At 63.3% G+C, this 8,653-nt stretch carries 8 protein-coding genes and 1 pseudogene; 4 read left to right on the top strand and 5 right to left on the bottom strand.

The features are described from left to right. The 5 genes and pseudogenes from ACN0SE_RS19295 to ACN0SE_RS19275 form a co-directional block, all read right to left on the bottom strand. A pseudogene (locus ACN0SE_RS19295) lies at nucleotides 1-197 on the bottom strand (IS110 family transposase); the annotation flags it as partial. 269 nt (nucleotides 198-466) lie between these two features. Next, nucleotides 467-1,750, bottom strand: coding sequence for a TRAP transporter large permease (locus tag ACN0SE_RS19290; protein WP_417526164.1), 1,284 nt, complete (start codon nucleotides 1,748-1,750; stop codon nucleotides 467-469). A gap of 61 nt (nucleotides 1,751-1,811) precedes the next feature. Continuing rightward, on the bottom strand, nucleotides 1,812-2,348 hold the full coding sequence (locus tag ACN0SE_RS19285; protein ID WP_417526162.1) for a TRAP transporter small permease: 537 nt from the start codon (nucleotides 2,346-2,348) through the stop codon (nucleotides 1,812-1,814). 87 nt (nucleotides 2,349-2,435) lie between these two features. Beyond that, nucleotides 2,436-3,485: a TRAP transporter substrate-binding protein DctP gene (gene dctP / locus ACN0SE_RS19280; protein ID WP_417526161.1), complete on the bottom strand. Its 1,050-nt coding sequence runs from the start codon at nucleotides 3,483-3,485 to the stop codon at nucleotides 2,436-2,438. Between the two features lie 22 nt (nucleotides 3,486-3,507). Continuing rightward, nucleotides 3,508-4,557 (bottom strand): pyridoxal-phosphate dependent enzyme, encoded by a 1,050-nt coding sequence (locus tag ACN0SE_RS19275; RefSeq protein WP_417526160.1) that lies wholly within the window; start codon nucleotides 4,555-4,557, stop codon nucleotides 3,508-3,510. A gap of 125 nt (nucleotides 4,558-4,682) precedes the next feature. Between ACN0SE_RS19275 and ACN0SE_RS19270 the strand changes: the two genes are divergently transcribed. The 4 genes from ACN0SE_RS19270 to ACN0SE_RS19255 all read left to right on the top strand — a co-directional run bounded on the left by ACN0SE_RS19270 (nucleotide 4,683) and on the right by ACN0SE_RS19255 (nucleotide 8,386). After that, a complete protein-coding gene (locus ACN0SE_RS19270) occupies nucleotides 4,683-5,147 on the top strand; it encodes an Lrp/AsnC family transcriptional regulator (RefSeq protein WP_417526159.1) in 465 nt (154 codons plus the stop codon). Nucleotides 5,148-5,306: 159 nt separating this feature from the next. Beyond that, nucleotides 5,307-6,458, top strand: a complete 1,152-nt coding sequence (locus ACN0SE_RS19265; protein WP_417526158.1) for an amidohydrolase — start codon at nucleotides 5,307-5,309, stop codon at nucleotides 6,456-6,458. Next, nucleotides 6,458-7,621: a M24 family metallopeptidase gene (locus tag ACN0SE_RS19260; RefSeq protein ID WP_417526157.1), complete on the top strand. Its 1,164-nt coding sequence runs from the start codon at nucleotides 6,458-6,460 to the stop codon at nucleotides 7,619-7,621. Before ACN0SE_RS19265 ends, ACN0SE_RS19260 begins: the two co-directional genes overlap by 1 nt. Nucleotides 7,622-7,630: 9 nt before the next feature. Continuing rightward, the gene (locus tag ACN0SE_RS19255) at nucleotides 7,631-8,386 is read left to right on the top strand and encodes an Asp/Glu racemase (protein WP_417526156.1); all 756 of its coding nucleotides are present in this window, start codon (nucleotides 7,631-7,633) and stop codon (nucleotides 8,384-8,386) included. The last annotated feature ends 267 nt before the right edge of the window (nucleotides 8,387-8,653 follow it).

The raw sequence follows: 8,653 nt of genomic DNA, 5'->3' as shown, positions 1-8,653 counted from the left end.
TGAAGACAAAAGCGCCCAATGTGATGTGCGCCGCCACAGGCTTCCATCGCAACAACACAAGGTGAAAGCCAATCCAGAAAATCCAGCAGTCGATGCCGCTGGAGGCGTTTGCGAAACACGACCGCGCCTGATTCATCCAGCCCGGCCAGACTGCAAACGGTCTTGCCCAGGTCTATTCCCAAAACCTTGATGTCCATCAGATGCTCCTCTCTCCACCTATGCCTGCCACGATAGCAGCGGGTTGGTGGGAAGGCAGTTCATCCCATTAGCTCAACGGTAATGTCTTGAGCATTATGATGAAGTCGACCATCTCGGAACGATGCACCATGGGCCTATGCGGATCCAAGCTGACTCAGAAGATGACCTTAGAGCCGACAATCTCGCACATCTTGGATGGGTTGCTTCGCGATCAACTCTCTCTGCATGTCGAGCCCCGCCACATTTGACGGCAGGGCTCAGACCGACTTCAGAACGCCGCCAGATCCCGCAGAAACAACGCGATGCCCGGGAAGTAGATCAGCAAGGCCGACATGAAGGCCAGGATCAGGAAGAAGGGGAGGGTGCCGCGGATGACATCCATGTAGGACTTGTTGAAGATGGCGATCGCGGTGAAGATGTCGCAGCCAAAGGGTGGCGTGGCCGAGCCGATGGCCATCTGCAGCGTGACCATGACCCCGACGAGAACCGGATCGAGCCCGGAGGCGTCGACGATAGGGACGAAGATCGGTGTCAGGATGACCAGCACGACGAGCGAGTCGACGAACATGCAGCCCACGAAGAAGCTTAGCGCGATGATGAACAGGATGTACTCGTCCGAGGCGCCTTCGAGGTTGAGCGGCTCCAGCAGGCCCTGCGGTATCTGCTCGAAAGAGATGTACCAGGAAAACGCCTGGCCCATTCCGACGAGGATGAAGACCACCGCTGTGATCAGGCCGGTGCCGAGCGCCGATTGCAGCACGTCGTCGAGCTTGAGCTCGCGGTAGATTACGCATTCGACGATCAGCGCATAGAGCACCGAAAAGGCGGCGGCTTCGGTCGGGGTCACCGCGCCGGAATAGATGCCGCCGACGATGAGCACCGGGAAGCCCAAGGGCAGGATCGCCTTGCGAAAGGCCGCGCGCCGTTCGGCACCGGTCTTCTTGGGCACAAGGGTGATCGTGTCGCCCTGCAGGCTGCTGTAGACGTAGCAATAGATCGAGAAAAGCACCGCCAGCACGATCCCGGGGCCGATGCCGGCAATGAACAACTCGCCGACGCTGGTGTTGGCCAGAGTGCCGTAGAGGATCATCCCGATGCTCGGCGGAATGAGAAAGGCGATGTCGCTGGCGTTGATGATCAGCGCCATGACGAAGCTGTCCTTGTAGCCCGCCTTCAGCAGCTTCGGCCGCATGATCTGGCCGATCGAGACCACGGTCGCCTGGGTCGAGCCCGAGACCGAGCCGAACAGCGTGCAGCTGATGCAGGCGGTGATCGGCAGGCCGGCCCGACGGTGACCGAAATAGGCTTCGATCAGCCCGAGCAGGTTGTTGGCGGTATGGCCGCGCGCCATGATGTCGGCGGCCAGGATGAACATCGGCACGGCGATCAAGGCGTTGGGCGAAATGCCCGTCACCATCTGCTGCAGGATGACGCCGGTGTCGATCTCGGAGAAGTGGACAAGGCCGATCAGCGTCGCCACGGCAAGCGGCACCACCATCGGAAAGCTGAGAAACAGCAGGATCACCATCGCCACCACCAGCGTGAAGGTGATGACCCAGATGTCGAGCTCGGCGTTCACGATGTCGCCCAGAAATTCGAAGATACCCGACATGTCAGACTCCAATGTCCTCGGCTTGCGCATCCTCGATCTCGTAGGAATGCCAGGCGCCGGGGTGGGTGAGGTTCATCACGAAGGCGATCAGGTATTGCAGCCCCGCCATGAACAGGCCCACCGGGATCACCGCGTAGATGATGTAGACGGGAAACTGCAGCGCCGGGCTCAGGCGGTTCAGGCCCTTGATCTCGAGCACGTAGAACACCGACTTGTAGGCGAGAAAGAACAGCAAGAGCGCGGTGGTGATCGAGATCAGCGTCAGGATGATCTTCTTGGACCGGCGGCTCAGCGTGTCATAGACCGCGGTCATGCGGATGTTGCGGCCCTTGCGGACGGCATAGGCAAATCCCACGAAGGTCACGCCGACGATCAGGAACTGGTTCAGCTCTTCGGCAAAGAACAGGCTCTTGCCAAAGGCATAGCGCCCGATGGCATTGGCGGTCGAGTTCAGCATCATCAGCAGGATCGCCGCAATGATGATGGTCTTCTCGATGGCTTCCGTGGCTTTGCTCAGGCCCAGCAGTACGGCTTTCATGTGTCTCACTCCCCCGGACGCCTTGCGCCCCCTCCCGGATGAAAGGCGCAGCCCGAGAGCCGCGCCTTCCGGCAAGTTTCGCAGGCGCTACGAGTTGCCAGCGACCTCTTGAAGCAGACCTTCGAGGATCTTCCTGGCGCCTTCGCGTGCCGCGGCCTTGTCGGCGGCGTCATAGGCGTTTTCGACGACGTTGTAGAAGGTCTCGTGGAGCGCGGTGCTCTTGGCTTCGAAGACCGCGCGTTCTTCTTCGCTAAGGGTGACGATCTGCAGGTCAGGGCGCTCGGCCTTGATCTTGTCCAGGTTCTCCTGGTTGATCCGGATCTGGTAGTCATGCGCCGCCTGTTCAGCCTCGGCGATGGCTTTGGTCACCATCTCCTGCTCATTGGCGGGCAGATCGTTGAACCAGGCGCTGTTGGTCGACACGGTGCCGACATAGGGCTGCTGGGCCGGGAAGATCAGGTAATCCTGCACTTCGTGCCACTTGGCGTTGTAGATGAAGTAGATCGGGTTCACCATGCCATCGACGGTCTTGAGCTGCAGCGCGCCATAGACCTCGCCCCAGGACAGGGGCGTCGGGTTGGCGCCGAAGGCCTTGTAGGTCTCGACCGGAATGGTCGAGGTGAAGGTGCGGATCTTCTGGCCGTCGAAATCAGCCGGGTTGCGGATTTCCTTGTTCGCGCCCCAGACCATTTCGCCTTCCGAAATCATCGTCAGCAGCTTGAGGTTCACCTTCTCGAACTTGCCGCTCAGGTCTTCGTAGATCGTCGGGCTGGTGGTCAGGACCTCTCGGATCACGTCCACATCGCCGCCCAGCACGTAGGGCAGGTCGAGAACCTGCGCTTCGGGCACATAGGAGCCGAGGTGACCGGTGCCGACCGAGACGAACTGGATGGTGCCCTTGGACGCCAGTTCCACGATGTCGTTCTCGGTCCCGAGCTGGCCGTAGTAGTAGATGCGCACCTTGATGTCGCCGTCGGACTGCGCCTTGATGCTTTCGGCAAAGGCCTGGGCAAAGATGTCCTGCACATCGCCCTTGTCTTCTTCCGAGGCGAATTTCCAGGTGTCGGCGGCAGCCGCGGTGGAGAGACCGGCGGCAAGCAGCGCCGGGAAGATGAACTTGCCAATGGTGTATTTCATGGTTGGTCCCTGATTGGCCCGCTTATGCGGGGCCTTCTGAAATGAAAACAAGCGGGCGGGGTTCGGCGCCGGCCGAGGCAGCGGCAGCACGTTTGCAGAGGGCGCCGTATCCGGCGGCCCCCGATGGGGTGGTGGCGACGCCAAGCGCGGCAAGCTCGTCGGCAGCGGCCTGGCCTTCGTCTTCGGTCAGCGTCTCGTACCGTACGTCGCAGCGTTCCAGCACGCTCCAGGCCACGATCGAGGCGTCCTTGCAGTCGAGACGGCCCATGTTGGATTCAGGCCCTTCGCCGCGGGTCGGTTTGCCGGCCTTGTGGCTGGCCTGAAGACAGGCGGCGGCTTCAGGCTCGACAACGATCAGCTCAGGCTGCTCGGCCCAGTTGAGGCGGATCATATGCGCCATGGCGGCGGCCAGACCGCCGACACCGGCCTGAAGGTAGACATGCGTGGGCCAGTTGCCCGACGCCTCGAAGGAGGCGCGCAGCTCCTCGGCGATGACGCAATAGCCTTCCATCACCCATTTCGGGATCTCGGTGTAGCCTTCCCATGTGCCATCGGCCAGCAGCGTGGCGCCGCTGCGCTCAGCATCGGCAATCGCCTCTGCCACGCTTTCCTCGTAGACATCGCCCGAACGGACCACCTCCGCCCCCAACGCCTTCAGCCGGTCGGCAAATCCTGCGGGCACCGTGGCGGCGAGGTGGATGCGCGCCTTGGCACCCATGTCACGTGCACCGGCGGCGACGCCCATGCCGTGATTGCCGGCGCTTGCGCAGACGAAGGTATGCGTCGCGGCAAAGTCGCGCACATCGGCGTCGCCCATGCGCGCCGGGGTCAGGACCTCGCCGGTCTTGGCCTCCCAAGCCTCGGCCAGGATGCGCGCCACGGCATAAGGTGCGCCGAGCGCCTTGAAGGCACCAAGCCCCATGCGCCCGGTCTCGTCCTTGGCAAGGACCTTCACCCCGCCCGGCCCGTCGATCTCGATCAAGGGAGACACGTCGTAGTGCTCCTGCGATCGAAAGAACTCCATCGCGCGGGCCACGTTCGGGTCAAAGCTGAGTGTGTCTTTATCAAGCATGTCGGGTGTATCCACTGAGGTCATGGCGCAATTTTTACCCCAGCCGGAGACTTCCCATTTTTCGTTCTTGGCCCTATCTTCGATAAATTCTTTCACATCGCCCCAGACCAGCGGGAGAAATGCTCATGGCAGCCGAACTTGACGACGCCGACCTGACGATTCTCCGGGTGCTGCAGGACGATTGCCGGGTCGGGCTCGAGCGGCTGGCGCAGGAATGCAACCTGTCGGTGCCCTCGGTGCAGCGGCGGGTGAAGCGGCTGAGGGACTCCAGGCTGATCCAGAAAGAGGTGGCGATCCTCGATCCGTCGCAGTTCGACTACAAGATGACCTTCATCGTGCTGGTCGAGCTGGACCGGGAAACGCTGCAACAGCTTGATCTCTTCCGCAAACGCGCCAAGGCCGAGCCGCAGGTGCAACAGTGTTACTATGTCACCGGAGAGGCCGATTTCATCCTGGTCTGCACCGCCAAGGACATGCAGGATTTCGAAGCATTGACCCATCGGCTGTTCTTCGAGAACTCCAATGTCCGCCGCTTCCGCACCTCGATCACAATGGACCGCGCCAAGGTCGGGCTGCATCTGCCGATCTGACCGGCGGGCCCCGAGTCGCCGCGCGGCACCGGGTCGGTTGTAAAAACCGATCTTGACCAGCCCGGTTGGTGAGAAAAATTCTCGCGATCGGGCCGAAACTTGATGCCTGTTGCGCAGACCCGTTTTGTATCACCATCAGGACAACTGGCTGGTGGCAGGATGAAAGACTTCGAGACGCGACTGACAGAGATCCGGCGGGATCTGCACCGACATCCCGAACTGGGGTTTCAGGAGACCCGGACCAAGGCGTTTGTCGCCGACCATCTGCGCGCTCTGGGGCTTGAGGTTCACGAAGGTGCCGGCGTTGTCGGCGTGCTTCGCTCCGGCGGCGGCAACAAGGCCGTAGGCCTGCGCGCCGACATGGACGCGCTGCCGATCACCGAGACCTCGACGCATGACCATGTGTCCACCGCGCCCGGTGCCATGCATGCCTGCGGCCACGACGGCCACACCACCATGCTGCTGGGCGCGGCAGAGCAGCTGGCGCGGGACCCGGCGTTCGACGGCACCGTGGTCTTTCTGTTCCAGCCCAACGAAGAGCACGGGCTTGGCGCGCGCGCGATGATCGATGAAGGCGCGTTGGAGCGGTTTCCGATCGACGAGATCTTTGCCATCCACAATCTGCCGGGCGCGCCGGTGGGGCAGGTGTCGACGCGGGCCGGCATCATCTGCAACAGCGAGACCTTGTTCGAGATCGCGGTCAAGGGTCGTGGCGGCCACGCCTCCATGCCACAGGTCGGTGTCGATGCGCTGACCGTCGGCGCCGAGATCGTGCTTGCCCTGCAGACCGTTGTCGCGCGCAAGCTGGCGCCAGCTTCGGGGGCCGTGGTGTCGGTGACCGAATTCCTGACCGATGGCCAGCGCAACGTGCTGCCGGGCCATGCCACGCTCAAGGGCGATTTTCGCGCCCGTTCGCTCGAGGATCGCATCGCCATCGAAAGCTTCATGCGCCAGATCACCCAAGGCGTCGCCGCGGCGCACGGGATCACCGCAGAGGTCACCTTCGACACGCAGTTCGTCGAGACGATCAACGCCGCCACGCCCGTCGAAGCGGTCTACCGCGCCGCCGAGGCCGCCGGCTGCCCGCTGATCCGCGACCGCGCGCCGATGAGCTTTTCCGAGGATTTCGCGCAATTCTCTGCCGCGGTTCCGGGCTGCTTTCTGCTGCTGGGCAACGGCGAGGCCGGGGCTTGTGGCCGCCCGCTGCATGCGTCCGACTATGATTTCAACGACGCCCTGCTGCCGATCGGCGCGAATTTCTGGGTGCAGCTGGTCAAGGACCGACTGCCCGTGCGAAAGGACACCCTCTGATGACTGCCCCTGACCGCGGGTTCCGCGAAGACGAATTCGCCGCCCGGACCGCCCGAGCGCAAACCAGAATGGCCGAGACTGGCCTCGCCGGCCTGCTGCTGACCACCGAGCCGGAAGTGCGCTACTTCAGCGGCTATCACACCCTGTTCTGGCAAAGCCCGACGCGGCCCTGGTTCCTGTTTGTCCCGAGCAGCGGCAAGCCGATCGCGATCATCCCCGAGATCGGCGCCGACCTGATGCGCCGCACCTGGATCGAGGATATCCGTACCTGGAGCGCGCCGGCGCCGGAGGATGACGGCATCAGCCTTCTGACCGATCTGCTCTCGGATCACGCGCAGAGCGGCGAGACCATCGGCCTGATGAAAGGCCACGAGACCCACCTGAGAATGCCGTTGAATGACTACGAACGGCTGCTCTCAGGTCTGCCCGGTCTGCGCATTGCCGATGCCACCGGCATTATCCGTGACTTGCGGATGGTGAAATCCGAGGCCGAGATCGAGAAGATCGCCCATATCTGCGCTATCGGCTCGCGTACCTTTGCGCAGGTGCCCGACATCGCTCAGGCCGGCCTTCCAATGGAAGACCTGTTCCGCGCCTTCCGCCGCGAAGCGCTGGCGCAGGGGGCGGACGACGTACCCTATCTCGTCGGCGGGGCTGACACCGGCGGCTACAGTGACGTGATCTCGCCGCCGTCGCGCCGGCCTCTTGCGCAGGGCGATATCCTGATGCTCGACACCGGCGCCACCTGGGACGGCTATTTCTGCGATTTCGACCGCAACTTTGCCATCGGTGCCGCCGACGACGCCTCACGCCGCGCCTATGACGTGCTCTGGCGCGCGACCGAGGCCGGGATCGCCGCCGCGCAACCGGGCGCCACCTGCCGCGATCTCTTTCGCGCCATGCAGGATGTGATTGCCGAGCTGGACGACCAGGGCGGCGACGTCGGACGGCTCGGTCACGGGCTGGGCATGCAACTGACCGAATGGCCGTCGCACGCCGCCTGGGACACCACCGAGCTGACCGAGAACATGGTGCTGACGCTCGAGCCCTCGCTGAGCTATGGCGCCGGCCGGATCATGGTGCACGAGGAAAACATCGTGGTGCGCCGCCAGGGCGCGCAATTGCTGACCGAGCGCGCCGCGCCCGAGCTTCCCATCATCTGAGGACCCGCCATGAAACTCGACTTCCAGACCGACCGCGGCATCGGAACGCGCGCGAACCTCGGCGTGATCGTGCTTGAAACCGACGAGACCATGGAGCCGGAATTCGCCCGGATCATGGCCCGTCAGGGCGTGGCGCTCTATCACACCCGGATCGCCATGGCGCCGGAGATCCGGCCTGACACGCTGATGCTGATGGAGCAGGACCTGCCGGCCTCGGCCCGCCTTCTGCCGCCGTCGCTGCAGTTCGACGCCATCGGTTTCGGCTGCACCTCGGCCTCGACCGTGATCGGCTCTGACAACGTTGCCGCGGCCGTGCGCACCGCTTGCCCCGGCGCCAAGGTCACCGACCCACTGGCCGCCATCATCGCAGCCTGCCGCGCGCTGGGGGTGCGGCGGCTTGGCTTCGTGACGCCCTACATCGCCGAGGTCTCGGCCAGAATGCGCCAGAAGCTCGAAGTGGCCGGCTTCGAGATCGCGGGCTTCGGATCCTTCGAGGAGGGCAACGACCGCGTCGTCGCCCGGATCACCGCCGACTCGATCCTTCAGGCCATCGAGACCGTCGCGGCCCAGGCACCCTGCGACGCGGTCTTCGTCTCCTGCACCAACCTGCGCTGCCTCGATATCATCCCCGAGGCCGAAGCCAGGATCGGCGTTCCGGTGATTTCGAGCAATACGGCGCTGGCCTGGCACATGCTGCGCATGGCGGGGGTGGAGGACACTTCGGAGGATCTCGGGGAGTTGTTCAAGCGGCGCCGGACGGTCTAAAGGCGCCGTTTGCCTATACCGGGCGGTGCGTTCCTTGCCGAGCAACCGTGAATTGGTACGAGGCCTTCACGTTGTCAGGCCTGACGTTGCTTTGCATACGGGCACCTTCGCAAGGTGGTGTGGCTCTGAGATTGTGGCGTGGTGGAAGTCGACCTCGTCCTCACCGCACACGAGACCGCAGTATTGGATTTGGCTCGCCCGGCCTGAGATCTTGTCCGTTCCCGAAACAGGAAAGCCTCGATCTCCCGGTACAGGCCCACGTGCACA

Source organism: Marinovum sp. (assembly GCF_048263515.1).
In the GTDB taxonomy this organism is placed as follows: domain Bacteria; phylum Pseudomonadota; class Alphaproteobacteria; order Rhodobacterales; family Rhodobacteraceae; genus Marinovum.
Note: the sequence above shows the minus strand (reverse complement) of the source record. Positions and strands in the feature narration are given on the sequence as shown.

What these genes read in the sequence shown, in the direction of transcription:
- ACN0SE_RS19285 (WP_417526162.1), bottom strand. Translation starts at nt 2,348, where the DNA reads ATGAAAGCCGTACTGCTGGGCCTGAGCAAAGCCACGGAAGCCATCGAG.
- ACN0SE_RS19275 (WP_417526160.1), bottom strand. Translation starts at nt 4,557, where the DNA reads ATGCTTGATAAAGACACACTCAGCTTTGACCCGAACGTGGCCCGCGCG.
- ACN0SE_RS19260 (WP_417526157.1), top strand. Translation starts at nt 6,458, where the DNA reads ATGACTGCCCCTGACCGCGGGTTCCGCGAAGACGAATTCGCCGCCCGG.
- ACN0SE_RS19270 (WP_417526159.1), top strand. Translation starts at nt 4,683, where the DNA reads ATGGCAGCCGAACTTGACGACGCCGACCTGACGATTCTCCGGGTGCTG.
- dctP (WP_417526161.1), bottom strand. Translation starts at nt 3,485, where the DNA reads ATGAAATACACCATTGGCAAGTTCATCTTCCCGGCGCTGCTTGCCGCC.
- ACN0SE_RS19255 (WP_417526156.1), top strand. Translation starts at nt 7,631, where the DNA reads ATGAAACTCGACTTCCAGACCGACCGCGGCATCGGAACGCGCGCGAAC.
- ACN0SE_RS19265 (WP_417526158.1), top strand. Translation starts at nt 5,307, where the DNA reads ATGAAAGACTTCGAGACGCGACTGACAGAGATCCGGCGGGATCTGCAC.